Origin of the sequence: Citrobacter sp. Cy070 (assembly GCF_030332245.1) — a bacterium.
Classification (GTDB): domain Bacteria; phylum Pseudomonadota; class Gammaproteobacteria; order Enterobacterales; family Enterobacteriaceae; genus Citrobacter; species Citrobacter youngae.
Genome location: NZ_JAOWIG010000091.1, coordinates 474,037 through 500,564, shown reverse-complemented (window position 1 = coordinate 500,564; position 26,528 = coordinate 474,037). Strand labels below are relative to the sequence as shown.

General features: G+C 51.9%; 27 protein-coding genes. 11 read left to right on the top strand and 16 right to left on the bottom strand.

All coding sequences use genetic code 11. From position 1 onward, the window contains the following. Positions 1 to 407: 407 nt before the first annotated feature. From OGY19_RS24260 to OGY19_RS24245, 4 genes are all read right to left on the bottom strand, one after another. Positions 408 to 884, bottom strand: a complete 477-nt coding sequence (locus OGY19_RS24260; protein WP_005123602.1) for a type III secretion system chaperone family protein — start codon at positions 882 to 884, stop codon at positions 408 to 410. A gap of 90 nt (positions 885 to 974) precedes the next feature. Beyond that, the gene (gene rimK / locus OGY19_RS24255) at positions 975 to 1,877 is read right to left on the bottom strand and encodes a 30S ribosomal protein S6--L-glutamate ligase (RefSeq protein WP_048212157.1); all 903 of its coding nucleotides are present in this window, start codon (positions 1,875 to 1,877) and stop codon (positions 975 to 977) included. A gap of 59 nt (positions 1,878 to 1,936) precedes the next feature. Next, positions 1,937 to 2,659 carry a nitroreductase NfsA gene (nfsA, locus tag OGY19_RS24250; RefSeq protein ID WP_115602315.1) on the bottom strand — a complete coding sequence of 241 codons (723 nt, stop codon included), beginning with the start codon at positions 2,657 to 2,659 and terminating at the stop codon, positions 1,937 to 1,939. Then, positions 2,643 to 2,933 (bottom strand): DUF1418 family protein, encoded by a 291-nt coding sequence (locus OGY19_RS24245; RefSeq protein WP_115602316.1) that lies wholly within the window; start codon positions 2,931 to 2,933, stop codon positions 2,643 to 2,645. Before OGY19_RS24245 ends, nfsA begins: the two co-directional genes overlap by 17 nt. Positions 2,934 to 3,125: 192 nt before the next feature. On the opposite strand from OGY19_RS24245, the gene OGY19_RS24240 reads away from it, so the two are divergent. Further along, positions 3,126 to 3,389 carry a GrxA family glutaredoxin gene (locus tag OGY19_RS24240; protein WP_115602317.1) on the top strand — a complete coding sequence of 88 codons (264 nt, stop codon included), beginning with the start codon at positions 3,126 to 3,128 and terminating at the stop codon, positions 3,387 to 3,389. 34 nt (positions 3,390 to 3,423) lie between these two features. Here OGY19_RS24240 and OGY19_RS24235 read toward each other — a convergent pair whose 3' ends face one another. Beyond that, positions 3,424 to 3,804 carry an inner membrane protein YbjM gene (locus tag OGY19_RS24235; protein WP_040233923.1) on the bottom strand — a complete coding sequence of 127 codons (381 nt, stop codon included), beginning with the start codon at positions 3,802 to 3,804 and terminating at the stop codon, positions 3,424 to 3,426. A gap of 269 nt (positions 3,805 to 4,073) precedes the next feature. On the opposite strand from OGY19_RS24235, the gene OGY19_RS24230 reads away from it, so the two are divergent. Continuing rightward, positions 4,074 to 5,759: an aspartate:alanine antiporter gene (locus tag OGY19_RS24230; RefSeq protein WP_040233921.1), complete on the top strand. Its 1,686-nt coding sequence runs from the start codon at positions 4,074 to 4,076 to the stop codon at positions 5,757 to 5,759. A 266-nt stretch (positions 5,760 to 6,025) separates the two neighbouring features. Next, positions 6,026 to 6,823 (top strand): SDR family NAD(P)-dependent oxidoreductase, encoded by a 798-nt coding sequence (locus OGY19_RS24225; RefSeq protein ID WP_115602318.1) that lies wholly within the window; start codon positions 6,026 to 6,028, stop codon positions 6,821 to 6,823. Between the two features lie 13 nt (positions 6,824 to 6,836). Here OGY19_RS24225 and OGY19_RS24220 read toward each other — a convergent pair whose 3' ends face one another. Next, complete coding sequence (locus OGY19_RS24220) at positions 6,837 to 7,751, bottom strand: DMT family transporter (protein WP_115602319.1); 915 nt, start codon at positions 7,749 to 7,751, stop codon at positions 6,837 to 6,839. Positions 7,752 to 7,853: 102 nt separating this feature from the next. Between OGY19_RS24220 and OGY19_RS24215 the strand changes: the two genes are divergently transcribed. Beyond that, positions 7,854 to 8,768, top strand: coding sequence for a LysR family transcriptional regulator (locus OGY19_RS24215; RefSeq protein WP_115602320.1), 915 nt, complete (start codon positions 7,854 to 7,856; stop codon positions 8,766 to 8,768). 5 nt (positions 8,769 to 8,773) lie between these two features. On the opposite strand, the gene OGY19_RS24210 is transcribed toward OGY19_RS24215, so the two are convergent. Next, positions 8,774 to 9,322 carry a TetR/AcrR family transcriptional regulator gene (locus OGY19_RS24210; RefSeq protein ID WP_061067600.1) on the bottom strand — a complete coding sequence of 183 codons (549 nt, stop codon included), beginning with the start codon at positions 9,320 to 9,322 and terminating at the stop codon, positions 8,774 to 8,776. An 85-nt stretch (positions 9,323 to 9,407) separates the two neighbouring features. On the opposite strand from OGY19_RS24210, the gene OGY19_RS24205 reads away from it, so the two are divergent. From OGY19_RS24205 to OGY19_RS24195, 3 genes are all read left to right on the top strand, one after another. Then, positions 9,408 to 10,616: an MFS transporter gene (locus tag OGY19_RS24205; protein WP_115602321.1), complete on the top strand. Its 1,209-nt coding sequence runs from the start codon at positions 9,408 to 9,410 to the stop codon at positions 10,614 to 10,616. Then, on the top strand, positions 10,616 to 11,431 hold the full coding sequence (locus OGY19_RS24200) for a Cof-type HAD-IIB family hydrolase (RefSeq protein ID WP_115602322.1): 816 nt from the start codon (positions 10,616 to 10,618) through the stop codon (positions 11,429 to 11,431). The genes OGY19_RS24205 and OGY19_RS24200 overlap by 1 nt, the downstream gene beginning before the upstream one ends. A 107-nt stretch (positions 11,432 to 11,538) precedes the next feature. Then, the gene (locus tag OGY19_RS24195; protein ID WP_048212166.1) at positions 11,539 to 11,820 is read left to right on the top strand and encodes a hypothetical protein; all 282 of its coding nucleotides are present in this window, start codon (positions 11,539 to 11,541) and stop codon (positions 11,818 to 11,820) included. Positions 11,821 to 11,846: 26 nt separating this feature from the next. Here OGY19_RS24195 and OGY19_RS24190 read toward each other — a convergent pair whose 3' ends face one another. Beyond that, a complete protein-coding gene (locus OGY19_RS24190; RefSeq protein ID WP_048212167.1) occupies positions 11,847 to 13,079 on the bottom strand; it encodes an MFS transporter in 1,233 nt (410 codons plus the stop codon). Between the two features lie 296 nt (positions 13,080 to 13,375). Between OGY19_RS24190 and ybjG the strand changes: the two genes are divergently transcribed. Together ybjG and deoR are read left to right on the top strand one after the other, a co-directional pair. Continuing rightward, positions 13,376 to 13,984 carry an undecaprenyl-diphosphate phosphatase gene (gene ybjG / locus OGY19_RS24185; protein WP_048212168.1) on the top strand — a complete coding sequence of 203 codons (609 nt, stop codon included), beginning with the start codon at positions 13,376 to 13,378 and terminating at the stop codon, positions 13,982 to 13,984. Positions 13,985 to 14,048: 64 nt separating this feature from the next. After that, positions 14,049 to 14,807, top strand: coding sequence for a DNA-binding transcriptional repressor DeoR (deoR, locus tag OGY19_RS24180; protein WP_048212169.1), 759 nt, complete (start codon positions 14,049 to 14,051; stop codon positions 14,805 to 14,807). 48 nt (positions 14,808 to 14,855) lie between these two features. On the opposite strand, the gene dacC is transcribed toward deoR, so the two are convergent. Then, positions 14,856 to 16,058 (bottom strand): serine-type D-Ala-D-Ala carboxypeptidase, encoded by a 1,203-nt coding sequence (gene dacC, locus OGY19_RS24175; protein ID WP_286597348.1) that lies wholly within the window; start codon positions 16,056 to 16,058, stop codon positions 14,856 to 14,858. Positions 16,059 to 16,385: 327 nt separating this feature from the next. Here dacC and OGY19_RS24170 point away from each other — a divergent pair, with 327 nt between their 5' ends. After that, positions 16,386 to 17,012, top strand: a complete 627-nt coding sequence (locus OGY19_RS24170) for a glutathione S-transferase family protein (RefSeq protein WP_048212170.1) — start codon at positions 16,386 to 16,388, stop codon at positions 17,010 to 17,012. Between the two features lie 5 nt (positions 17,013 to 17,017). Here the strand turns inward: OGY19_RS24170 and OGY19_RS24165 are convergent, their stop codons facing one another. Together OGY19_RS24165 and bssR are read right to left on the bottom strand one after the other, a co-directional pair. Beyond that, on the bottom strand, positions 17,018 to 18,115 hold the full coding sequence (locus tag OGY19_RS24165) for a PQQ-dependent sugar dehydrogenase (protein ID WP_115602323.1): 1,098 nt from the start codon (positions 18,113 to 18,115) through the stop codon (positions 17,018 to 17,020). Positions 18,116 to 18,217: 102 nt separating this feature from the next. Then, a complete protein-coding gene (gene bssR, locus OGY19_RS24160; RefSeq protein WP_048212172.1) occupies positions 18,218 to 18,601 on the bottom strand; it encodes a biofilm formation regulator BssR in 384 nt (127 codons plus the stop codon). Positions 18,602 to 18,830: 229 nt separating this feature from the next. Here bssR and rimO point away from each other — a divergent pair, with 229 nt between their 5' ends. Next, positions 18,831 to 20,156: a 30S ribosomal protein S12 methylthiotransferase RimO gene (gene rimO / locus OGY19_RS24155; protein WP_115602324.1), complete on the top strand. Its 1,326-nt coding sequence runs from the start codon at positions 18,831 to 18,833 to the stop codon at positions 20,154 to 20,156. 91 nt (positions 20,157 to 20,247) lie between these two features. On the opposite strand, the gene gsiD is transcribed toward rimO, so the two are convergent. The 5 genes from gsiD to iaaA are packed head-to-tail and all read right to left on the bottom strand — an operon-like array spanning position 20,248 to position 26,519. Then, positions 20,248 to 21,159 carry a glutathione ABC transporter permease GsiD gene (gene gsiD / locus OGY19_RS24150; RefSeq protein ID WP_115602325.1) on the bottom strand — a complete coding sequence of 304 codons (912 nt, stop codon included), beginning with the start codon at positions 21,157 to 21,159 and terminating at the stop codon, positions 20,248 to 20,250. Positions 21,160 to 21,161: 2 nt separating this feature from the next. Beyond that, positions 21,162 to 22,082, bottom strand: coding sequence for a glutathione ABC transporter permease GsiC (gene gsiC / locus OGY19_RS24145; RefSeq protein ID WP_048212175.1), 921 nt, complete (start codon positions 22,080 to 22,082; stop codon positions 21,162 to 21,164). 46 nt (positions 22,083 to 22,128) lie between these two features. Next, entirely contained in the window at positions 22,129 to 23,667 is a 1,539-nt protein-coding gene (gene gsiB, locus OGY19_RS24140) for a glutathione ABC transporter substrate-binding protein GsiB (protein ID WP_115602326.1), read from the bottom strand. 28 nt (positions 23,668 to 23,695) lie between these two features. Then, entirely contained in the window at positions 23,696 to 25,567 is a 1,872-nt protein-coding gene (gene gsiA, locus OGY19_RS24135; protein ID WP_286597344.1) for a glutathione ABC transporter ATP-binding protein GsiA, read from the bottom strand. Beyond that, the gene (gene iaaA, locus OGY19_RS24130) at positions 25,554 to 26,519 is read right to left on the bottom strand and encodes a beta-aspartyl-peptidase (protein ID WP_286597342.1); all 966 of its coding nucleotides are present in this window, start codon (positions 26,517 to 26,519) and stop codon (positions 25,554 to 25,556) included. The genes gsiA and iaaA overlap by 14 nt, the downstream gene beginning before the upstream one ends. Positions 26,520 to 26,528 lie beyond the last annotated feature (9 nt).

Genomic DNA, 26,528 nt, shown 5'->3' with positions numbered 1-26,528 from the left:
GTTAACAAACGAACAAAAAAGTCACACTCTAATGATATGCAAGAAACGTGCATATTATTTCATGCGGCATCAATGAAAGAGAGGTCTCTCTCCCCGCCGCTATTGCTCGCTGATATCCGCTGACTTATTCAACATGCATACAGCTACAGATAGCTCATAATAGGCAAATTGAACGGTGGCGTTTACAAGCCTTGCAAGAATAACTTTAGCCAGGATTCGAGAATATAGCCCAGATAAAAAAACGTCTTTTATCAATTTTTTATGCAGATTTTGTCTATGACGTAATGCGGAAGGGGCGGAACCGAAGTGAATAATTCTTTAAGAAAAGGTTAAATGCAGAATAAAAACGTGAAATACGCAACCGCTCTGGCAGCGGCTGCGCTATAAATACCCAAAATCAGGAACGATTAATGGAGGAAATGAACCTCTGCATTGCCGTTTTGCCCGTCTTCTTCGGCATTAAACAACAATTGATGTGCCCCGGCTTCAAGGATCACCATCGATATCTGTTCTTCGCTCTGACGCACAAAACATTCAAACTGTTCAAACGTCACACCCGGCATCACGGATAAAGACTGGCAAACCACCAGTTTTGGCAGATTATCATCCTGCATATCCAGAAAGGCTTTTACCGTCAGTGAGCTGGCATTGATAGCGGATAGATCGGCGGCCAGCGGCAGCAGCGCTGAAGGTCTGACTTCCGCCATCGCGGAAAATAGAATGACGTTATCCACCAGATCAATTTTTGCATCAAAAATGCCATCGAAGTTCTGCATGTGCGGTAGATGCAACGCCTGACAGGTATCACATTCAAAAAAACTCATGCCCAGGTCGTCGAGCCATTGACGCAACGTATCCAGAGTGGGAACGACCAGTGATGTCATAATAATGTGCGACCTCTATTGATGAAAAAATTACCGGCACAGCTTACGCAAAAAGACCGTGTCATACCACGATCGCTATCGATATTGCGTTTAGCCGCCGATTTTAAGACAAAATTCAGGAGTAGCATGACGCTCGATCCACTGGATCATTCGCGCAGCAATATCTATCCCTGTGGTTTTCTCCACGCCTTCCAGCCCTGGAGAGGCGTTGACCTCCATAACCAGCGGTCCGCGTTCTGCACGCAGAATATCGACGCCAGCAACATCAAGCCCCATCGTGCGGGCGGCTTTAAGCGCAATGTCCCTTTCCTGCAGCGTGATATTGGCAATCGTGGCAACTCCGCCGCGATGCAAATTAGAACGAAAATCGCCCTCTTTGGCCCGCCGCTCAATAGCCGCGACCACCTCATCACCCACAACGAAACAGCGAATATCTCGCCCCTTCGCCTCTTCGATATATTCCTGGACCAGAATATGGGCATTCAGACCACGAAATGCATCCACTACGCTCTCTGCGGCCTGGCGCGTTTCGGCCAATACCACACCGATCCCTTGAGTCCCCTCCACCAGCTTCACCACCAGCGGCGCACCGCCGACCATATCAATCATATCGCTGGTATCATCCGGCGAGTGGGCTATTCCGGTAATGGGCAGGTCAATTCCCTGTCGCGCCAACAGTTGTAACGAGCGCAGCTTATCGCGTGCGCGGGTAATCGCTACTGACTCATTCAGCGGATAGCTACCCAGCATCTCAAACTGACGTAATGCCGCCGTACCGTAGAAGGTAATGGCTGAGCCAATTCTTGGAATGACCGCGTCAAAATGGGGAAGCTGGCGGCCTTTATAATGGATAGAAGACGCTGCCGGGCTAATGTTCATATAGCAAGAAAGGGGATCGATAATTTCTACCAGGTGACCGCGTTGCATCGCTGCTTCACGCAGGCGTTTGCAAGAATAGAGCGTTCCATCCCGGGACAAAATGGCAATTTTCACCCTGCACCTCTCTAAAAGACCTGGTAAAAGCTGGCGTATCATACACCGGGTTAAACGCTTTAGCGCGTCGCCCACCCCTGTTTATGTAAATATTCCAGGATAAAGGGACGGCTTTCTTTAATGATGGTGCGGCGAATGTGATCGCTCCAGGTATCGCGACGCGTGTTGCTGCCACGGGTCAGATAGTATTGCGCAAGCTGTTCATCATATTGCGACAAAATATCCTGATCGAGCGGCTGGTAATGGTTTTCATGCACCACCAGTGTTGCTGGCAGCCGGGGCTTGATGTCCGGGTTATCCGCAGGCCAGCCGAGACACAGACCAAACAGTGGCAAAACATGCTTCGGCAGCGTCAGTAATTCCGTTACCGGCTCAATATTGTTGCGCAGACCGCCAATGAACACACCGCCAAGTCCCAGCGATTCAGCCGCTGTCAGCGCATTTTGCGCCATCATCGCCGTATCAACCACGCCAAGCAACAGTTGCTCAGCCAGCCCCAGTTGCGCATCGGGGCAAATCTGCAAATGGCGATTAAAATCGGCGCAAAAAACCCAGAACTCGGCGGCCTGTGCGACATGCTTTTGTCCGCCGGATAAGGTCACCAGGGACTCCCGCAGACTTTGATCGGTAATACGAATTATCGTCGTGCACTGCAAAAAACTTGAACTTGATGTCCCTTGAGCGGCAGCAATGATCGCCTCACGCTGTGCGTCCGAAATACTTTCATCGGTGAAATGGCGAATGGAACGGTGGCTGCGAAGTAAATCAATGATTGGCGTCATCTTTTTTTTCTCTGGCTGAATGGGAAGAAGCGTCGGGAGCACGCGACATCAGCTGCGGTGCCAACAGTTGCGCAATGCGCAACATCAACACCACCGCGGCGGGAAGCATTAACAGTACACCCAGAAATATCATTACCACACAGGCCAATGGCCCGTTCAGCAGTGCGGGTAAGGTGAGATAATCGTTAAGCGACAGCAGCGCCAGCGATAACAAAACCATCCCGATGATTTCCAGAATCAATACGCTTTTGGGTAACACGCCCACTGTGCGCATAGGTGCCTCCCGATAAATGGCGCTTAGTGTAAAACGTTCCGACAGCCCATGTTTAACAAAAATGCGGATTGAAAAACGAAGGCATAGACTAAGGATATCAAAGCAACAGGCTGAACCTGCTTTCCATCCGTCACAAATCGCGGCATCATAACAACATTCGCCATCCGGCCTGATAAGTTCGAGGAGATAGAGATGTTTGCCGTTATTTTTGGTCGCCCAGGGTGCCCGTATTGCGTGCGCGCAAAAGAATTAGCAGAAAAATTAAGCAATGAGCATGACGATTTTAACTTCCGCTACATTGATATCCATGCCGAAGGTATTACTAAAGCAGATCTGGAAAAAACGGTAGGAAAGCCAGTTGAGACCGTTCCGCAGATTTTCATTGATCAACAACACATCGGCGGCTGCACGGATTTTGAAGCGTGGGCAAAAGAGAATATGAATCTGTTCGCCTGATAGCTGTTTCTACGCCCTCCGCTGGAGGGCGTAATCAGTTTTTTTTCCGCCGCTGACGCTGGTTGAATAAGCTACTGATAAATAAAAAACACAATGCCCCAAGCGCACACCAAAACACTGCACTGAACAGCCATGCCAGCTCTTGCCACAGTGAACGCGTCGGCATAAAAACGAACCGCATCAGTAACAAGCAGCACGGCGCTGCCAGTATTGCACCAAGAAGGGGTTTGAGCACCTCGCGACGGTGGGAGAAAAAGCTTGCCACAGCGCCAGGCAGTATAAAAAACAATAACCCGACCTCAGGATGCCCAGCCGCTCTAAATGCGCCTTTCATATTCAGCGTTAATGAAAGACACACTACAATAAAGAGCACAAAGCAGCAGATCGCACCCGCCCAACTTTGCTTATGTTTCAATCGTTCCTCCTGACATCTTCTCTATCGAACACTCTTTTCGCCCGCAGGCGTCCAGTCAGATAAAGTTACTCGGCATTCCATGCCAAAAACACACCCACACGATTCTTATAGCCGTTGATACGTAATGAGATTAAACTAGCCGCATATATTGTCGTGCTGCATTATTTGGGGCTGTGTACGATGCTGTCGCCCCTTAATATCTGGCAAAAACATTAGCGTAAATTGCCATTTCTTTCAATAGCTTACTAGTAAACAAGAAGTTAGCCTCCGTGAATATAAACGTCGCAGATTTGTTAAATGGGAATTACATCCTGTTATTATTTGTGGTCCTGGCTCTGGGCCTGTGTCTGGGTAAATTACGCCTGGGTTCAGTCCAACTCGGTAATTCCATTGGCGTTTTAGTGGTCTCCCTATTATTAGGTCAGCAGCACTTTAGTATTAACACTGACGCATTAAATCTTGGCTTTATGCTGTTTATTTTTTGTGTCGGGGTGGAAGCCGGTCCCAACTTTTTTTCGATTTTTTTTCGGGATGGGAAAAATTACCTGATGCTTGCACTGGTGATGGTCGGTAGCGCGCTGCTGATCGCCCTGGGACTGGGTAAGCTATTTGGCTGGGATATCGGCCTGACGGCAGGCATGTTGGCTGGTTCAATGACGTCTACGCCCGTTCTGGTCGGCGCGGGCGATACGTTGCGCCATTCAGGGATGGAAGGTACACAGCTATCCACCGCCCTTGATAACCTGAGTCTGGGTTACGCACTCACCTATTTAATTGGGTTGGTCAGTCTGATTGTGGGTGCGCGCTATCTGCCAAAACTGCAGCATCAGGATCTGCAAACCAGCGCCCAACAAATTGCGCGTGAGCGCGGGCTGGACACTGACGCCAACCGTAAGGTTTATCTACCGGTGATCCGCGCCTACCGTGTCGGTCCAGAGCTGGTTGCATGGGCTGACGGGAAAAATCTGCGCGAGCTGGGCATCTACCGCCAGACTGGTTGTTATATTGAACGTATCCGCCGCAACGGTATTCTGGCCAACCCGGACGGTGATGCAGTGCTGCAAATGGGCGATGAAATTGCCTTAGTGGGCTATCCGGATGCACATGCTCGCCTCGACCCCAGCTTCCGTAACGGTAAAGAGGTGTTCGATCGCGATCTGCTCGATATGCGTATCGTCACCGAAGAGATTGTGGTGAAAAACCACAATGCCGTAGGTCGTCGTCTGGCCCAGTTGAAGCTGACTGACCATGGCTGCTTCCTGAACCGCGTGATCCGCAGCCAGATCGAAATGCCCATTGACGACAACGTCGTACTTAATAAAGGCGATGTATTACAGGTCAGTGGCGATGCGCGCCGTGTGAAAACCATTGCCGATCGTATCGGCTTTATTTCCATTCACAGCCAGGTCACCGATCTGCTTGCTTTCTGCGCATTCTTTATCATCGGCCTGATGATCGGGATGATCACTTTCCAGTTCAGTAATTTCAGCTTTGGCATTGGAAATGCGGCTGGACTGTTGTTCGCCGGGATCATGCTGGGCTTCCTGCGTGCTAACCATCCAACGTTTGGCTACATTCCTCAAGGTGCGCTGAACATGGTCAAAGAGTTTGGCCTGATGGTCTTTATGGCTGGTGTCGGTTTAAGCGCAGGTAGCGGCATTGGTAATGGCCTCGGCGCAGTGGGTGGCCAGATGCTGATTTCGGGTCTGATTGTCAGCCTGGTTCCAGTGATCATCTGTTTCTTGTTTGGAGCTTATGTATTGCGCATGAACCGGGCCCTGCTGTTCGGGGCGATGATGGGGGCGCGTACCTGTGCGCCAGCAATGGAAATCATCAGCGATACCGCGCGCAGCAACATTCCTGCTTTAGGCTATGCGGGCACATACGCGATTGCTAACGTTCTGTTGACGCTGGCGGGGACACTCATCGTCATCATCTGGCCCGGCATCGGTTAGAGCTGTTTTTTGCTTTTAATGAAAATTTTTTGCAGGTAAGCAGAACTTTTCTTAAAGGCGTCAGTCATAACTATTGCCACTGCTTTTCTTTGATGTCCCCAATTTGTGGAGCCCATCAACCCCGCCGTTTTGGTTCAAGGTTGATGGGTTTTTTGTTGCCTGGATTTTAACTCCCTCCCTCCTCCCCCGAAATTCCTCCCCAAATTTGCAGCATGCCGGTTATGGCACATACTTTTACTCGGTGCTAAATGGTGATGGGGGTTGCTATGTTACTCGCAGGCAAAGTCGCGGTGATCTTCGGCGGCAGCGGGGCTATTGGTAGTGCGGTTGCGCAGACCATGGCGCGCGAAGGTGCTCATGTGTACCTGGGCGCACGCCGTCAGGAAAAGCTTGATTGGGCAGCCAGTCGCCTGCGAATGGCGGGTGGCACTGTCGATACGTTTATCACCGATGTGCTCGACGAGCACGACACCTCAACACAAGTTACCCGCCTGGTACAGCGAATCGGTGGAATTGATGTGGTGGTTAACGCGACCGGCTTTATGCATGAACAGGGCAAGCGCATCGAGGCATTAGCCCTCTCTGAGTTTATGAGCGGTATCACCCCTTTTCTTGCGGCGCAGTTCAATATCGCAAAAGCCGTAACGCCGCACATGGGCGGCAATCGAGCGGGCGTTATTCTCACCGTTGTCGCGCCCGCGGCCCCGATGGCAATGCCTGGGCATTTGGGGCACATCGTCGGCTGTGCGGGAACAGAGGCTTTTATTAAAGCGCTCGCCAGCGAACTGGGACCGGCAAATGTTCGAGTCGTCGGCGTGCGCTCACATGCGATTGTGGACGCGGTAGCGGCCGGTTCCTATACCGGGGAGATTTTCACCGCTAAAGCGCAATCAATGGGTTTAACCGTCGATCAATGGTTAGCGGGCGCGGCGCAAGGCACCATGCTCGGACGCCTGCCTACGCTTGCGCAAATCGCTGAGGTTACAGCCTTTCTGGCTTCAGACCATGCCGGAGCAATGACCGCTACGGTGGTAAATATTACCGGGGGCGCAACCGTAAGCTAATTTACCCGCTCTTTCACGCCGTGCGCTGCTGCGAGCCTTTTTTTGCACTCGTGCGGGAACACAATGCTATGCCGCACATAATAACCAACGCGCTCACCAGATGATATGAATGCAGAGTGACGTGCATAAACATCACGCTAAATAATCCGCCACTCAGTGGAATCAAGTGTGAATAGATCTCTCCGCGCGTTGCGCCAATGGCGCTAATCCCTTTGTTCCATAACAGATATGACAGCCAGGAAGGAAAAATAACAAGGTATGCCAGCCCAGTAATAACGCCTGTATTTGCATAGCTATTCCAGCCCGGCATACCATTGCGTATCAACACCAGAGCCAGTACCGGAATAAGTACAATCGCACCTAACAACGCGCTCACGGCAACAAATGCGTTTCCCTTCACCTCACACGGTTTAACGCGTAGAAAGGCACAATAAATAGCCCAACTCAGCGCTGACCCCATGGTCCAGACATCGCCCCGATTGAGATGTTCCAATACCTGTGCGTGCATCAACCCGCCTTGCGACACCAGCCAGATAACACCAACGGTACTCAGGAGCACACCTGCTATATTTCGCGCAGAGATCCGCTCTTTAAAAAAGAACTTATTGATTAACAGAACGAGTGCCGGTGTGGTGGACATATAAATCGCGGCATTGAGCGAGGTTGTATATTGCAGGCCGATATATAACGTTAAGGGGAAAAGAACCTGACCACAAAGCGCGAGGAAGACGATAGTACCAAAGGATTTTCTCATCGCTGGCCACTGCATGGCGATCTGTCGGAAATAAAGCGCCATCAATAGCAATGCGGTAAATACCCAGCGTGCTGCTGATAAAACGATGGGATTAACTTCGGCAACCAATATATGGCCGACCACATAGTTGCCGCCCCAAAAACAGGCAGCCAGACTGAGTAAAAGATAGGGCATATTTGCGCCTTATTGTCAGTTGTACGGTATGACCACAAGGCTACGGCGGCGTGAGAATGAATGCTAATATAACGTTTTTATCCATCTGCATAGATTAAAACTATGAAATTCACGCTAAGGCAACTTGAGTTTTACATCGCACTTGCAGAAACATTACAAATTTCCAAAGCTGCTGCGAGCTGCCATATTTCTCAGTCATCAATGACCATTGCCATGCGGAATCTGGAAGAATCATTAGACGTGCAGCTATTTGTACGTTACCCCAAAGGCGTGAAGCTCACCGCCGAGGGCGAGCGCTTTCTGGCACATGCCTGCAACATCATCAACAGTAGCCACTCGGCTGTTGACGCCCTGCATGACAGGAGTGAAATTCTCACCGGCACGGTGCGCATAGGCATTGCCGAAACGCTCTCAGCCTATCTCATCCCGGATATACTCAACGATCTTGAACGACGTTTCCCTTTGCTGGAGATCGTATTTTATGAAGCTACTGCACCGGAACTGGTACGGGCGCTACGGGAACAAAAGGTCGATTTTTGCCTGCTTCTGACCTCAAATATCAGCCATGATAACGACCTTGAGATCGAAACATTCATTCGTTCACAGCGCCGCCTGTGGACGTCTATTGGGCATCCGCTACAGAGCCGGGCATCGATCCGTTTAATAGACGTCGAAAAGCTACCATTTTTACTGCTGGAAACCGATAAGTACCCTGACGTAATCATCGATTACTGGCAGCAGCGTGGCTATACGCCCAATATCAGTTTTCGTAGCAACTCTTTTGAAGCAATAAGAAGCCTGGTTGCAAAAGGCAGAGGAATAACCATTTTATCCGACCTGGTGTATCGCCCGTGGTCACTGGATGGTCTGCGCGTCATGCACAGAACGATTGATGATTTTATTACTTATATGGATGTCGGGACGGTAAAAAAAGCCGCCCGGCCGTTGACGCCAGAGGCGATGAAAGTCATTGATTTTTTACGTCAGGCCGTTACCCGCCTCGACAAACCATTTTGATGATTTCATCTCTGAGGTAATCCGGCAATACGCTCCACCATCACCAGAATATCTTCCCGCGAGAGCGGTTTTTTATCTGTGACAAAATGCAGCGTCATCCCTTCAATAAATGCATCCAGCGCCCGCGCCGTAACCGGCTCGAACCACTGCTCAAGCGTTTGTTGGCTGCGTAGCATCCAGTTTTGCATCACTGTTTTTAGCGCCGGTTTACGGCTGGCGAAGGCATATAACTGATACATAAGCTCCATGTTGTCAGGCGTTGTGACCTGAGAGCTATAGATCATATCGGTAATCGCATGGCAGGCCTGTGGCGCATTTTCAACACCGGCAAAAAATGCCTGATATTGCACAGACATGGTGTCAGTAAAACGCTCGAATGCCTCCATTAAAAGCTCATCTATTCCCGAAAAGTAATAGGTCATTGAGCCCAGCGGCACCTCGGCAATCATGGCGATTTTCCGGTGTGTAACCCCATGAATACCATGGATTATAACCGCATCCAGCGTGGCCTGGACTATTTTATCCCGTCGTTGTGGGTCGTTCGCGCGTCGCACTGCTTTACCTCTTCTTGCATTTGTGTACAAATGTACACAACCTTGCTAATGTTGTCTTCTTCCCTCTTTTCTTTGGCTCGAATTCATGACTGGCATCTCATCACGCAAAGCCTTAAGACGTCGCACCTGGGCGCTGTTCACGTTCTTCTTTTTACCAGGATTATTAATGGCCTCCTGGGCAACGCGTACCCCTGCCATCAGAGATATTCTCTCCATCTCTACCGCCGAAATGGGTGCGGTGCTGTTTGGACTCTCAATTGGTTCGATGAGTGGCATTCTTTGTTCGGCCTGGCTGGTGAAACGATTTGGCACACGCAACGTCATCCGCGCCACCATGTCATGCGCGGTTCTGGGAATGACAATTCTCAGCCTCGCATTATGGTTGCATTCCGCCTGGCTGTTTGCGTTTGGTCTGTGCGTGTTTGGCGCCAGTTTTGGCGCGGCAGAAGTGGCTATCAACGTCGAAGGTGCAGCGGTTGAGCGTGAAATGAACAAAACTGTTCTGCCGATGATGCATGGTTTCTACAGCCTTGGAACGCTGGCTGGCGCAGGTGTTGGCATGGTACTTACCGCCGTCAGCGTCCCCGCGACAGCACATATTCTGCTGGCGGCGATGGTGGCTATTACCCCTATTTTTATCGCTATTAAGGCTATCCCCGACGGCACAGGTAAGAATGCTACTGACGGTTCGCAATCCGTTGAAAAAGGGTTGCCATTCTATCGCGATATGCAGTTGCTGCTGATTGGCGTCGTGGTGCTCGCAATGGCATTTGCCGAAGGTTCCGCCAACGACTGGCTTCCATTACTGATGGTTGATGGACATGGATTTAGCCCGACATCCGGATCGCTGATTTATGCCGGCTTTACGCTCGGTATGACCGTCGGGCGCTTCACCGGTGGCTGGTTCATCGACCGCTACAGCCGTGTGGCAGTAGTACGCGCCAGTGCACTGATGGGCGCGCTCGGTATCAGCCTGATCATTTTTGTCGACAGCTCATGGGTGGCAGGTGTCTCGGTGATCCTTTGGGGGCTAGGGGCTTCTCTCGGCTTCCCGCTGACCATTTCAGCCGCCAGCGATACCGGCCCTGATGCGCCAACCCGCGTGAGCGTTGTTGCGACTACTGGCTATCTGGCATTCCTGGTCGGTCCGCCGCTGCTGGGCTATTTGGGTGAACACTATGGCCTGCGCAGCGCCATGTTGGTTGTGCTGGCGCTGGTGCTTGTCGCAGCCATCGTAGCGAAGGCTGTGGCTAAACCGGATGTCAAAAATACCACTGTGATGGAGAACGGCTAATGGGTATCAAGTTAATTGCAGTAGACATGGACGGTACGTTTTTAAGTGACCAAAAGACCTATAACCGCGAGCGGTTTATGGCGCAGTACCGTCAAATGAAAGCACAAGGGATCCGCTTTGTAGTCGCCAGCGGCAATCAGTATTACCAGTTGATCTCTTTTTTTCCCGAACTGGCCAATGAAATCTCATTTGTGGCGGAAAACGGTGGCTGGGTGGTCAGCGAAGGGGAAGATATTTTTAACGGTGAACTGGCAAAAGACGATTTCCAGACCATCGTAGAATATCTGCTGACCCGTGCAGACGTTGATATTATCACCTGTGGTAAAAACAGCGCCTACACCCTGAAGCAGTACAGCGATGAGCATAAATCCATCTCTGCCATGTATTATCACCGTCTTGAATTTGTCGATAACTTCGACAATATCAACGATGTATTCTTCAAATTTGGCCTGAATATCTCCGACGATCGCATTCCCCAGGTGCAGGCCGATCTTCATGAGGCGATTGGCGACATTATGGTACCAGTGCATACCGGATACGGCAGTATCGATTTAATTATTCCGGGTGTTCATAAAGCCAACGGCCTACGCCTGCTGCAACAACGCTGGAATATTACCAACGATGAGGTTGTCGTGTTTGGCGATGGCGGAAATGATATCGAGATGCTGCGCCAGGCAGGATTTAGTTTTGCAATGGCCAACGCCCATGAGCCGGTTATCCAGGCGGCGAAATATCGCGCGGGTTCGAATAACGAAGAGGGCGTGCTGGATATTATCGACCGCGTGTTAAACAATGAAGCACCGTTTACACATTAACGCCTCAGCACAGACGGCAACAAAATGATGGCATGATCTATTCATAATCCGCCTCAAATTAACCCACTGGATTATTACTTCCAGTGAATATTTCAGGTGAGCAGATTATGAAGAAAAGTGTACTGATGGCAACAGTGTTGCTGGGATTTGCAGGAACAGCATTTGCACAGAATGTTACCGTTGATGTACCAAGCGGATACAAAGTAGTAGTTGTTCCTTCTTCCGTCAATGTTCCGCAGGCGGTCAGTGTCGCTACTGCCCCGCAAACGGTTTATGTTGCTCCGGCAGCCACTCCAGCCCCTGTTTACCGCGCACATCCGTATGCGCGTCATGTTGCCAGCGTAGGTGAAGGGATGGTCATTGAGCATCAGATTGATGACCATCACTAATGATTGCAAAGCCCGGAAACCGGGCTTTAACCTTCCCGGGAATTCCCTACCCGCTTATCTTTCAGAAAGATAACCATCAGAATCAGCCACAGCACACCGCTGGCCAGATTAAACAGACTGAACAAGCCGTTTCCACCCAGCAGATAAGCATGTTTGCTCAGCTCAATACCAACGGTAAATATCAGCATTTGCAGCATACCCATTGCTGCTGAAACTGTCCCTTTGCTCATTTCACTGGCAAACAGCGTCAGGCGCACCAACCCGGCATTCGCCACGCCAATGCCAAATGCATAAAGACTTAAACCTGCCGTCATCCACAGATACGCATGAGAAGAAACAACCGTGGCCGCGGCGGCAATGATCAATCCCACGGAGATTGGCCAGCCCCCCATGATGATCAGCGAGCGCACCGTGCGGCGGGATGTCAGACGCGCCAGCACCAGGTTACCTGCAATCAGTGCACCAAAAATCGGCACCTGCAGCAGGCCATATTCGTAGCTGCTGAGATGTTCGCCACTGATAATAATGATCGGGGACTGCGCAATCCACGCCAGCAATGGCAGACTGACAAAGCCCAATGCCAGCGCGCCTGCGACAAAACGCACATTCTTTAGCACCAGCTTATAATCTTTGCCCAACTCTTTGATAGAAAGCTTCTCGCCCAGACGGGTAGCTGTTTCCGGCATCGCGCGCTGCAGGCCAAAAAAGGCAATTGCAGCCAGCGCGGCAAACAGGACAAACATGCCTTCCCACGGAAGGACATGTACCCAGGCGGCCCCAACCAACGGCCCCAAAAGCGGTGCAATCAATGCTACGTTTGCCATTAGCGCAGTGATTTTAATGCACACCGCTTCTTCAAAGGACTCCTGAATTGCGGCGTAACCTACCGCGCCAATAAAGCACAGGCTAATCCCCTGTAAAAAACGCAGGAAAGTAAATTGTTCAATATTTTGTGCAAACAGCGTTGCGAGGCAGGTCACAATGAACCAAACCACCCCGGTTAACATCACCGGACGACGACCAACACGGTCCGACAGCGGCCCTAACAACCACTGTAAAAACATGCCGCCTGCCAGATAAGCGGTCATGGACGTTGGAACCCAATCTAAACCGGCCTGATATTGCTCCACCACCGCCAACATTCCGGGTTGGATCATATCGTTACCGATATATGTAGAGAATTCGTAAAGCACCAGACAGAGAGGGAAAAGTAATGCCTGACGCCCCAAGCGGGCGCCTGAAGATAAACGGTTCTGCATGCAATCTCTTAACAAATGAAAAAACGCGCAAAGTGTAATAAATGCGCCTTACTGGTGATAGTGAATTATGTGATTTGAAAGCAAAATGCGCACATTTTTACACTCAATTGCACGATAGCTTTTTGTTTTAAGGTTAATTTAAGTTGAGACCGCTATCATGCTCAATAAGCCTCATTAATTGTCTTAAAAAGAGTCAGTTAACAGACAAATAGGACAAGACCGCTTTTTATCGCCTGAAAGCAATTTTATGATCCCCAATATGGGCCTTTTTAACGATTACATTGAGTCTGGATGTTATGCTGGAAAATCTGAACAACTCGCTTTTTTACCTGATCAACGCCACGCCGGACTCTGCGCAATGGACGATCTCGCTCGCCATTTTTATTGCCAAAGATCTGATTAGCATCGTACCGCTACTGGCGATCATTCTCTGGCTTTGGGGGCCGCAAAACCGCGTGACCATCCAGCGCCAGTTGGTCATAAAAATGGCGATTGCGCTGGCAGTCGGCTTGACCATTTCATGGATCATGGGACATTTATTCCCTCACGACCGGCCATTCGTCAATCATATCGGCTACAACTTCCTGCACCATGCTGCAGATGACTCCTTCCCGAGCGACCACGGTACGGTTATCTTTACCTTCGCGTTGGCCTTCCTGTTCTGGCACCGCCTGTGGTCCGGAGCACTGTTGATGGTCGTCGCCGTGGCGATTGCCTGGTCGCGTGTTTACCTCGGCGTACACTGGCCGCTGGATATGCTGGGGGGGTTACTGGCAGGTCTGATCGGCTGCCTGAGCGCCCAGATGATCTGGCAACGATTCGGCACAACCCTGTACCACGGTTTGCAGACCTGCTATCGCACCTGTTTTGCCCTGCCTATTCGTAAAGGCTGGGTACGTGACTAACCCACGGTAAAGAGAGTAGTATTAAGCGCGAAACTGAGCACGTATTCTACTCTCCAGGGGAACTATGGAAACTCGACGCGACGAGCGTATTGGTCAATTACTGCAGGCGCTAAAACGCAGCGATAAATTACACCTTAAAGAAGCCGCGACACTGCTGGGTGTATCAGAAATGACCATTCGTCGCGATCTGAATAATAACACGGCCCCGGTCGTACTGCTTGGGGGCTATATTGTTCTGGAACCCCGTAGCGCCAGCCACTATTTAATCAGCGATCAAAAATCCCGCCTGGTTGATGAAAAACGCCGGGCTGCGCAACAGGCAGCCAGCCTCGTCCAGGCGCATCAGACCGTTTTCTTCGACTGCGGAACAACAACGCCGTGGATCATTGAAGCGATCGATAATGAATTACCGTTCACCGCAATCTGCTATTCACTGAATACGTTTCTGGTGTTACAGGAGAAACCACAGTGCCGCGTCATTTTATGTGGCGGCGAATTCCATGCCAGTAATGCTATTTTCAAGCCACTCGATTTCCAGGAAACCCTGAATAACGTCTGCCCGGATATCGCTTTTTACTCCGCAGCCGGCGTGCATATCGATAAAGGCGCAACCTGTTTTAACCTTGAGGAATTACCGGTTAAACACTGGGCGATGTCGATGGCGCAGTACCATGTTCTGGTGGTTGATCACAGCAAGTTTGGGAAAGTGCGTCCCGCGAGGATGGGCGAATTAAAACGCTTTGATACCATCATCAGCGATAACCGCCCGGATGATGCGTTTGTCGAGTATGCCAAAGCGCAGCATATCAAATTGATGTACTAAATTTGTGCCGGATGACGGTGCTTTCATATCGTCATCCGGCATCAGCGATTAAGAGAACCAACCACCAAACCACTGGTGGAATTTCATCATCACAAAGTCCCACATCCGGCTAAAGAATCCCCCCTCGTCCACAGCTTCCATCACCATCAACGGACGCTGTTCAATAGATTTTCCGTTCAACTGGAAGTCGATTGTCCCCACAACCTGGCCCTTCTTCAGTGGCGCGGTCAGTTGTGGCTCTGTCAGGGTAAAGCTCGCCTTCAGGTTTTTCAGCTGACCGCGCGGAATGGTCACAGACCCACCTTCCCCAGCGCCCAGATTGACTTCACTCTTATCTCCAAACCAGACTCGTTGGGTAACAAAGGTGGCGTCCGGTTTAATCGGCGTAACGGTTTCAAAGAAGCGGAAACCCCATGTCAGCAACTTTTCGGATTCATTAAAGCGAATACGATCGGTTTTTGCCCCCAGCACCACGGAGATCAAACGCATATCGCCCTGTGTCGCGGATGCAACCAGGTTATAACCGGCTCCCGCCGTGGTGCCCGTTTTCATACCATCCACATTAAGGTTGGTACTCCACAGCAGGCGGTTACGGTTAGGCTGGCGAATTTTATTAAAGGTAAACTCTTTCTCTTTATGGATGGCGTACTCTTCCGGCACATCGTGGATTAACGCTTTACCCAACAATGCCATATCACGCGCGGTACTGAACTGCCCTGCTGCATCCAGACCATGTACTGTCTGGAAAGTCGTGTTGGTCAATCCCAGTTTTTGCGCATAGCCGTTCATCAAACCGATAAACGATTCCTGGCTGCCGGCAACATAATCAGCGAGCGCAATACAGGCGTCATTACCAGACTGAATGATCACGCCTTTGTTCAGATCGGACACCGCAACCTGATCGCCAGGCTTGAGGAACATCACCGAAGAGCCGCGCAGGGCCGGATTCCCGGTCGCCCAGGCATCTTTCCCGACGGTAACCATGTCATTCAGATTAATTTTCCCGGCTTTTAGCGCCTGACCGACCACATAGCTGGTCATAATCTTGGTCAGACTGGCGGGATCCAGTTTCTCATCGGCATTACCTTCCGCCAGCACTTTGCCGCTGGCGTAATCCATTAAGATCCACGCACGTGCGTCAACGCTCGGCGGGGCCGTTGTTTGTTCCGCCGCCTGTACGGTCGGCGCCAAAAGGATTAAGAGTGCTGAACCTGCAGCAAGGCTGCGTAGGGAAGAGAAGTATTGCGTCATAAATGCCACCCGAGTATCCATTCCAAAAAACCACGTCATACCACACCGTGTTTACACAAAACCGGCCAAGTTGCCTCAGCCAACCATACAGAAAAGTTCTGATGGATGACGTGTAAAATAAGTGCGGTGAGTAATAACGCACTAACGAGCTTAAAGAAACCGTAAGTTGGTAAAGTTTTTAAAGTTTATGCAATAACGCCGCGCTGCGCTGCTCTCATCACGATTTTTTTGCGCCTTGTTGCGTAAATATTAGGTTTACCCCACCATGTGAGCGAGTCAGATAGAGAATGCAGCCATAAAGCTGCTCAATTAATTTGCGGGGTTACTATGATTACACTGTGGGGTCGCAATAATTCGACCAACGTAAAAAAAGTATTGTGGACACTCGAAGAACTGGAACTGCCGTATAGCCAAATTCTGGCTGGGGGACAGCATGGCGTAAATCATGACGCAGACTATCTGGCGATGAACCCTAACGGACTGGTTCCACTGCTACGCGATGACGAAACAGACGTATTGCTGTGGGAATCCAATACCATTGTCCGCTACCTGGCGGCCCAGTACGGGCAAAAACGACTGTGGGTTGACGCTCCGGCGAAACGTGCCGAGGGTGAAAAATGGATGGACTGGGCTAACCAGACGCTGAGCCCTGCACATCGGGTTATCTTATTTGGTCTGGTCAGAACCCCTGCCGATCAACGCGATCAGGCAGCCATCGAGGCCGGTGCGAAGGTCTGCGATAACCTGTTTGCCATTCTCGACAACGCGCTGGCCGACCGGGCGTGGTTTTCTGGCGCTGAATTTGGCACTGCGGACATCGCCGTCGCACCGTTCATCTATAACCTGTTTAATGTCGGCCTGAGCTGGACGCCACGCCCTCACCTGGAACGTTGGTATCAACAGCTCACCGAGCGCCCGGCATTCCAGAAAGTCGTGATGATCCCGGTCAGCTAATCCTGTCAGGGACTCACTTTCAGCAATTCCCCGTCGGACTCGTCGGTTAATACATACAAATAACCGTCTGGTCCGACGCGCACATCGCGGATTCGCTGCCCTCTGTCATGCAAAATACGCCCGTCTTCCGTCACAGTATTACCTTTCACGCTTAACACAATCACCCCCTGTTCTTTCAGCGCACCAATAAACAGTTTGTGTCTCCACTGTGGGAACGTATCGTGATTATAAAAGGCCATCCCACTGACAGCAGGTGATTTTTCCCAGTAAAAGATAGGCTGCTCGGTGCCCGCCACAATTGAGCCTTTTGCTTCGGGGATGTCGAAACCACTGTAGTTAACACCCCATGTCGCGATTGGCCATCCATAGTTTTTACCTTTCCCGGGGATATTGATCTCATCTCCGCCACGCGGGCCATGCTCATTGAGCCACAACGCATCGCTCCAGGGATTCATCGCCATCCCCTGCGGATTGCGGATGCCATACGACCATATTTCAGCCCGCGCGCCAGTCTGGTTCACAAACGGGTTATCCGGTGGAATTTTGCCCTCGTCTGTTAGTCGAACCACTTTGCCCTGTAATTTATCCAGTTCCTGAGCGGTTATGCGCTGGTTATTCTCGCCAAGGCCTATAAATAAATAACCTTTGCCATCAAATACCATACGCCCGCCAAAATGATTCCCGGTTGATAACTTAGGCATTTGGCGGAACACCGTCCGGAAGCCCTGCAGGTGTTTACGATCGTCACTTAACAGCCCGTAGCCTACTGCTGTTCCGGCTCTCCCTTCACTGTCAGCTTCCGCGAAGCTTAGCCACACCCGCCGGGATTGGGCAAAATCCGGTGCCAACGTCACATCAAGCAGTCCCCCCTGACCATTCGCCCAGACTTTGGGTACGCCGGTCAGCGGGTCGGAAAGCCCCTTATCGGGTTGCCAGAGCCTAAGTTGCCCTCCTCTGAGCGTAATCAGCATACTGCGATTATCGGGTAAAAAGGCCAGCGACCACGGGTGGTCGAGTTTGGTTTGCAGGATCTCCACCTTGACGGCAGCGGCATAGGGGGAAAGCAACGCCAGTGAGGCAACACAGAGAAAGAGTCGACGCATAGCACCTCCTTAATGGCTCTGCTTAAAGCGTAGCCAGCAAGGGGAATTATCCCGCCACTTTTACATAATCTTAACGAAAAGGGGGAGCGCCCTCCCCCTGGTTCAGATGTGTTCCAGCGTTGAATAAGCTTGCAAACTCTGGATACTCAGCGTCAGCGTTGTCAGGCAGTTTTCCAGTTTCTCTGCATTAACGGCAATAAAGTTCGGACAATCATGATGTCCACTCATCAGACAAACAGCGGTGGCGGCTAACGCCCCTTCAGCACGACGAAGGGCATTCCACTCTTCCTGATCAAGATGCATACCGTGGAGCTGTGATTGATCGTGCAATTCGCGATTCAGTTCAAAAAAGTTATCACGCAGACGATCGCTCTCGCTGACTGACATATAGCCTTTCGCTTTTCTCAACTGCAGATAAGCGGCAAGTTCGATACGGGCGTTTATCAATTTGTTGAGAAGATCGGTTCTCAGTCTGTCAACAACCATACCTTGTTCCTCCTCTTTCCAACTATGGTGCAACTTAATAGTATGGTTATTTTTTGAACAAAGTCGTGTCCAGGATCAATCCATCACTTAAAATTAACATAATTTACAAATAATCTTTAATTCCGCGCCCGGCAGGCCGCTGATGATTTGAGATTGCGATACAATTTTTGTTCAGAACTCTGTAGAATCCCTGCCCTGAATATTCCAATAACTGAACACTTTTTACGCTATGAGCAATGTAACCCACCAGCCGAAAATCGGCTTTGTCTCCCTCGGCTGCCCGAAAAACCTTGTCGATTCTGAGCGCATCCTGACCGAACTTCGTACCGAAGGCTATGATGTCGTACCAAGCTACGACGACGCGGATATGGTCATCGTTAACACCTGCGGCTTTATCGACAGCGCAGTTCAGGAGTCACTGGAAGCCATTGGTGAAGCGCTGAACGAAAACGGCAAGGTGATCGTCACTGGCTGTCTGGGCGCGAAAGTCGATCAGATCCGTGAGGTCCACCCGAAGGTACTGGAAATTACCGGACCGCACAGCTACGAACAGGTTCTGGAGCACGTTCACCACTATGTTCCCAAACCAAAGCATAATCCTTTCCTGAGCCTGGTTCCTGAACAGGGCGTCAAGCTAACGCCGCGCCATTATGCCTATCTGAAGATTTCTGAAGGCTGTAACCACCGCTGTACGTTCTGCATTATTCCGTCGATGCGTGGCGATCTGGTGAGCCGTCCGATTGGCGATGTTCTCAGCGAAGCCAAACGTCTGGTCGATGCGGGCGTGAAAGAGATTCTGGTGATCTCCCAGGATACTTCTGCTTACGGTGTGGATGTAAAGCATCGTACCGGTTTTCATAACGGCGAGCCCGTTAAAACCAGCATGGTTGACCTGTGCGAACAGTTGTCAAAACTGGGGATTTGGACCCGTCTGCATTACGTCTACCCGTACCCGCACGTTGATGATGTGATCCCGCTGATGGCGGAAGGGAAAATCCTGCCGTATCTGGACATCCCACTGCAGCATGCAAGCCCGCGAATTCTTAAACTGATGAAACGCCCAGGCTCTGTGGACCGACAGCTGGCACGTATTAAACAGTGGCGTGAAATCTGCCCTGAACTGACCCTGCGTTCAACGTTTATTGTTGGCTTCCCGGGCGAAACCGAAGAAGACTTCCAGATGCTGCTCGATTTCCTGAAAGAAGCGCGTCTGGACCGCGTCGGCTGCTTTAAATACAGCCCGGTAGAAGGTGCAGGAGCCAACGATCTGCCAGATCAAATCCCGGAAGAGGTAAAAGAAGAACGCTGGAACCGCTTTATGCAGCTGCAGCAGCAGATCTCTGCTGAACGTTTGCAGGAGAAAGTGGGCCGCGAAATTCTGGTCATCGTGGACGAAGTTGACGAAGAAGGCGCGATTGGTCGAAGTATGGCTGATGCCCCTGAAATCGACGGTGCGGTGTACCTGAATGGCGAAACCAACGTGAAGCCTGGCGATATCCTCCGCGTGAAAGTCGAAAACGCAGATGAATACGATCTGTGGGGCACTCGCATTTAATAAGCGTAACTCAACCGTAGGCCGGATAAGGCGTTACGCCGCATCCGGCAACGCCTGATGACGACGCCAGCGCGTCTTATCAGGCCTTGTATTATCCTTTGATCTTCGGATCCAGCGCGTCGCGCAACCCATCCCCCAGCAGGTTAAACGCCAGCACGGTCAGGAATATCGCCACCGCCGGGAAAATCGCCACGTGCGGCGCGATCACCATATCAGCCCGCGCTTCATTGAGCATGGCCCCCCATTCTGGCGTCGGCGGCTGTGCCCCTAAACCGAGGAAGGACAGGCTCGCGGCAGAGATAATCGACGTGCCGATTCGCATGGTAAAAAAGACCACGATCGATGAAACCGTCCCCGGCAGGATATGGTTAAAAATGATGGTCGCGTCACTGGCACCAATGCTGCGTGCTGACTCAATAAATGTTTGTTGCTTGAGAACCAACGTATTGCCACGAACCAGTCGCGCAAAAGCCGGAATGGAAAACACCGCAACCGCAATAATCACATTCGCAATGCCGCTGCCCAGCACGGCGACCACTGCTATTGCCAGCAAAATCCCTGGAAAGGCAAACAGTACGTCACAGATACGCATAATCAGCCGATCCCACCAGCCTTCGTAATATCCAGCCAGCAGACCCAGTACCGTGCCAATCGCCGCGCCAATAAAGACGGCAAAGACCCCGGCCGCCAGAGAAATTTGTGCGCCAACCAGTACGCGGCTAAAAATATCCCGCCCAAGCGAGTCAACGCCAAACCAGTGCAGCATCGAGGGACCATCATTCAGTCGGTCATAATCGAAGTAGTTCTCGGCATCAAATGGCGTCAACCAGCGAGCAAAAATCGCCACCGCGATCAGGGCCAGGACAAATACACCCGCAATCATCGCCATGCGCTGGCGGCGAAAACGACGCCAGAACTCATGCCACGGCGTGCGTATCTGCTCTGGCTTAACAAGGGGCATTGCATTCAAAATCGCCTGTCGGCGCCAGTTAAAAAATCGCATCCTTACTTGTACCTGATAGCCGGGTTAATGGCGGCGTAAAGCACATCCACCACTAAGTTGATAAGAATAAACTCCAGAGAAAACAACAGCACCTCGGCCTGGATCACCGGGTAGTCGCGCATTTCAACTGAGTCGACCAACAATCGCCCAAGACCAGGCCAGTTGAACACCTTCTCAACCACAATAGAACCGCCCAGCAAAAAGCCAAACTGCAGCCCCATCATGGTGACCACCGGGATCATCGCATTACGCAAACCATGTTTTAATACCACCCAGGTTTCACTCACCCCTTTGGCCCGCGCGGTACGCATATAGTCTTCACTGAGCACATCGACGAACGATGCGCGAGTAAACCGGGCTAACACCGCGGCCACCGCCGCACCCAGCGTAATTGAAGGAAGGATATAGTGCAGCCAGGTGTCAGCGCCAACGGTGGGCAACCAGCCAAGCTCAACGGAGAATATCTGCATGAGCAGCATGCCAAGCGCAAAGGCCGGGAAAGAGATCCCGGTTACTGCCAGCGTCATACTCAACCTGTCAGGCCAGCGGTTGCGCCAAACGGCGGCAATGATCCCCGCCGTCATACCAAACAAAACCGCCCACGCCATACTGGCGATCGTCAGCCATAGCGACGGCATAAAACGACTGGCTATCTCTTCTGAAACCGGACGACGAGAAACCATCGAGGTCCCGAAGTCACCTTGCAACACGTTGGTCATGTAATGCCAGAACTGAATATGCAGCGGCTGGTCCAGACCCAACTGCGTACGCACCAGTTCAATCACCTCGGCGTCGGCTTCCGGTCCGGCAATCAGCCGCGCCGGATCGCCGGGTAGCAGGTGAACAAATAAAAATACCAGCACCGCCACAATTAACAGCGTCGGAATCAACCCCAGCAGGCGCTTGAAAACATAGTTGAGCATCAGACTCCCTTCGCCGGCCCCGTCCATGCAGGGCCGAATGAATAGCTTATTTCAAATCCGCGTCATCAAAACTAAACCCGGTGTCGGGCATGATCCAGAATCCGGTCAAATTCGTACTGTGCGCCGAGATCAGTTTCTCCACCACCAGCGGGATCCACGTCGACTCTTTCCAGATGATATCCTGCGCGTCCTTGTACAGCTTCGCTTTCTGCGCCGGATCGTTGGTTTGCAAGGCCGCCGCTAAATCACTGTCCACCTGCTTATTGCTGTAGAACGCGGTATTAAACAAGGTTGGTGGCCAGTTCTGTGACGCAAACAGCGGCGACAACGCCCAGTCCGCTTCGCCTGTAGACGCCGACCAGCCGGTGTAGAACATCCGTACCCCGCTTTCTTTCTGCGCCTTACCCTCGACTTCCGCCGCCCGCTGCCCGGCATCCATCGCCGTCACCTGAGCCTTCACGCCCACCTGCGCCAGTTGCTGCTGGGTAAATTGCAGCACTTTCTGCGCGGTGCTGTGGTTATGGGATGACCACAGCGTGGTGGTAAAGCCGTTGGGATAACCCGCTTCTTTCAGCAATTGGCGTGCTTTTGCCGGATCGTAAGGCCACGGCGTGTAGCTTTGCGCATAGGCTATTGATGGCGGAAGAACGCCCGTTGCCGGCGTGGCGTAACCGGCAAAAGCCACTTTCACCAGCGCCTGACGGTTGATGGCATAATTCAACGCCTCGCGCACCTTCGGATTATCGAACGGTTTTTGCGTGACGTTCATGCTGATATAACGCTGCATAATAGACGGGCTGGCGACCAGTTCCAGGTTTTTATTCTTCGCCAGTAACGCCGCCTGCTCGTACGGAATAGGGAAAGCAAACTGCGCTTCCCCGGTTTGCAGCATTGCCGCACGCGTGTTGTTGTCCGTTACCGGACGCCAGGTAATCGTATCCAGCTTTGGCAACCCTTGCTGCCAGTAGCCCGCGAACTTCTTAACTTTGACAAAGTCGGTCTGATTCCAGGTTTCAAGCTGGTACGGCCCCGTCCCTACCGGATGAAAGCCTATCTCTTTCCCGTATTTCTCCAGCGCAGCCGGAGATATCATCGCCGTAGCCGGATGTGCCAGAATATTGATAAAGGCAGAGAATGGCTGCTTCAGCGTAATCTTCACTGTAGCAGGATCAACCACCTCGGTTTTATCGATATTCTTATACAGGTTATAGCGTTTAAGGTGATTTTCCGGATTGCTGGCGCGATCAAGGTTGGCTTTTACCGCAGCCGCATTGAAGTCAGTCCCATCCTGAAACTTCACGCCCTGTCGCAGTTTAACGGTGTACGTCAGGCCATCATCAGAAACGGTATAGCTTTCCGCCAACACATTTTTCAGCTTCATCTCTTTATCAAGGCCGAACAGCCCCTGATAAAACGACTTCGCTACCGCCTGCGACAACGTGTCGTTCGCGTCATAGGGGTCGAGCGTGGTGAAATTAGACCCTACAGCAACCACCACATCTTTGGCGGCCCAGCCAGGCGATGCGGCCAGCGCAGAGGCCACTCCCACAGCAACCAGCCATTTCCGAGCAACAATTTTTGTCATGTTATTCTCCTTAAACCCTGCCTGCCTGTCATAAACGCGAAAGCGCACTTTCCGCTGGCACGCGCGCAACGTAATGCCCCGGTTCCACTAACTGTAGTGAAACCGGGGGGATCTCTTCACCGCGTTTGCGGATATTACTGGGGATATCATCCGACAACAGCACGCGCTGTGGTCTTTGATGCGATGGATCGGCAACCGGGACTGCCGCCATAAGTTTTCGCGTGTAGGGATGCTGTGGATTTTCAAACACCGCCCGTCGGGTGCCGATCTCAACAATCTGCCCCAGGTACATCACCGCCACGCGGTGACTAATACGCTCCACCACCGCCATATCGTGGGAAATAAACAGGTACGCAATACCCATTTCCCGCTGTAGGTCGAGCAACAGATTAATAATTTGCCCGCGAATCGAGACATCCAGTGCCGAGACGGACTCATCGGCAATAATCACTTTAGGATTGAGCGCCAACGCCCGGGCTATACAGATACGCTGACGCTGACCACCGGAAAATTCGTGCGGATAGCGCCAGGCGTGCTCAGGTAGCAACCCGACACGCTCGAGCAACCATGCGACCCGTTTTGTCGCCGCATCGCCTTGCAACAAACCGTGCACCCGCAGTGGCTCTAAGATGGAATATCCCACCGTCTGTCGGGGGTCGAGCGACGCATAAGGGTCCTGGAAGATAAACTGGATATCCCGACGCAGCGGCTGCAACTTGCTGGCGGCCAGGGTATCAATGCGTTGTCCCTTGAAGAAAATCTCCCCGCGCTGGGACTCCACCAGACGCAACAATGCCCGCCCGGTCGTTGATTTACCACACCCCGACTCGCCTACCAGTGAAAGCGTTTCGCCGGGCCAGAGATCAAAACTGACGTTTTCCACCGCATGCACCTCGCGGGTCACGCGATTAAGGATGCCGCTACGCAGGGGAAAACGTGTCACCAGGTTGCGAACCCGCAGAATCGGCTCTCCCTCAACTACCGTGTCCTGCTCGGTTTGAGGTTCAACATGATGAGGATCGTGCAGAGAAATAAGCGGGAAGCGTCGCGGAAAGTCATGCCCGCGCATCTCCCCAAGTTGCGGCACTGCTGCCAACAGCGCTTGAGTGTAAGGATGCTGCGGAGCATGAAAAATCTGCTCAACGCTGCCCGTTTCGACCGCTTCACCCTGGTACATCACCAGCACCCGGTCAGCGATATCTGCCACCACGCCCATATCGTGGGTGATAAAAATAACGCCCATCGACATCTCTTGCTGCAGCACTTTTATCAGTTGCAGGATCTGTGCCTGAATCGTGACGTCCAGCGCGGTGGTCGGCTCATCGGCAATCAACACCGCAGGGCGACACGACAGCGCCATGGCAATCATCACACGCTGGCGCATGCCGCCGGAAAGCTGGTGCGGATAACGCGATAAAATCGCCTTCGCCTCGGGGATACGCACCTGGTCGAGCATTCGCTTCGCTTCTACCATCGCCTCTTCGTGACTGGCACCCTGGTGCAAGCGGATAGACTCGGCAATTTGCTCGCCGACGGTAAACACCGGGTTAAGCGATGTCATAGGCTCCTGGAAGATCATCGCGATATCCGCGCCACGCACATGGCGCATCTGGGCTGCGCTCTGCTCGCCGAGTTCAATCACCTGCCGATTACGCCGCCGTAGCAGCATCGCATCACAGCTTACCTCGCCGCCCGCCTGTTCAATCAGGCGCATCAGCGACAAGGCCGTTACCGATTTTCCGGAACCGGACTCGCCAACAATCGCCAGCGTTTCGCCACGCTTCAGGCGAAATGACAGATTGCGCACAGCGCTAACGCGTTGCTGCTCCTGTTCAAAGGCAATATTCAGGTTGCTGACGGACAGCACATCACGGGCATCAAGCTCATCACTGTGTGGCAACGGTATCTCCTTTTTCCCGATAAATACCAGTGGTGGGCGTGTCGCCTGCGTATCCCCAGGCGCGGTACATGCCTTCGCTGTTAAACGGCAAAGCCACATTCCCTTCATGATCGATAGCAATTAATCCACCGCTGCCGCCCAGCGCCGGTAATTTTTCCATCACCACGCGTTCACACGCCTCTGATAAACTCAGGCCGCCATAATCCATCAATGCCGCAATGTCATAGGCCGCCAGTGCGCGAATAAAAACTTCACCTGTTCCGGTGCAGGAGACGGCCACACTTGCGTTATTGGCATAACAGCCTGCGCCGACCAGCGGACTATCCCCCACCCGACCCGGTAATTTGTTGGTCATCCCGCCAGTCGATGTTGCTGCCGCCAGATTGCCAAACATATCCAGCGCAACCGCACCCACGGTACCCATTTTATTGTTTTCATCCAGCGGGGTCGCACTGTGATCCAGCACCGTTTCACCCGCTGCTTGCGCCGCCAGCAGCTGTGCATAGCGTTCTGGCGTCGAGAAAATATCCGCCGAAACGCGCTCCATACCCTGGGCAATGGCAAAATTTTCTGCCCCTTCACCAATCATCATGACGTGGGGGCTGTGTTCCATCACCAGGCGCGCCGCGAGGATCGGGTTGCGCAGATGACTGACTCCGGCGACAGCACCCGCTTGCAGGGTATTACCATCCATGACGCAGGCATCCAGTTCATGGGTTTCATCACGGGTATACACAGCACCAATTCCGGCGTTAAACAGAGGGCACTCTTCCAGTAGGCGCACAGCCTCAGTGACAACATCCAGTGCGCTTCGGCCCGCTTCTAGCATACGTTGACCGGTTTCAACGATATCTGACAGCGCCTGTATATAACGCAACTCCTGCTCCTGGCTTAGCTCTGCGCGGGTTATTGCCCCAGCGCCGCCGTGAATTGCAATGGCTGCTTTGCCCATTTTTTTCAT